The sequence below is a fragment of the Pseudoalteromonas sp. Angola-4 genome (assembly GCF_028599265.1).
In the GTDB taxonomy this organism is placed as follows: domain Bacteria; phylum Pseudomonadota; class Gammaproteobacteria; order Enterobacterales; family Alteromonadaceae; genus Pseudoalteromonas; species Pseudoalteromonas atlantica.
Genome location: NZ_JAQREK010000072.1, coordinates 1 through 490, shown reverse-complemented (window position 1 = coordinate 490; position 490 = coordinate 1). Strand labels below are relative to the sequence as shown.

Below are 490 nucleotides of genomic sequence, written 5' to 3'. Positions count from 1 at the left end.
CCGCAGAGTAAGCATGGGGGTCTCTTGCATCTTTAGGTGCACTTCCTCCTTGTGGTTGCATCTTAGCGCTATTCATTTGTGCCATTTCACTTTGCGCTAATAAAGGGAAACTAATTAATGAAGCCCCAGTTAACATTAATAAACTAAATGATTTAGATAGTTTTAATTGTTTCATGATACGACTACCTCTCTAAACATGCCGGCATCCATATGGAATAATAAATGGCAATGCCAAGCCCAGCGCCCTACATCGTGAGGGGTGGTTAAAAAGCTGATTCTTTGTGCGGGTTGAACAGGTATTGTATGACGTCGCACTTGCACATCACCTTGCTCGTTTTCTAAATCACTCCACATACCATGCAGATGCATAGGGTGCGTCATCATGGTATCGTTTTGTAAAATAACTCTTAAACGTTGGTTATGCTTCATATGCACTGGCGTGCTTTTACCAAATTCTAAGCCATCAAATGACCAGCTATAACGTTCCATA

Annotated in this window: 1 protein-coding gene; it reads right to left on the bottom strand. The window is 41.4% G+C overall.

The window, feature by feature from the left end; translation table 11 throughout:
- Nucleotides 1-171 precede the first annotated feature (171 nt).
- The coding region (locus tag PSH48_RS20845; RefSeq protein ID WP_273588142.1) for a multicopper oxidase domain-containing protein at nt 172-490 on the bottom strand (319 nt) is incomplete at its 5' end.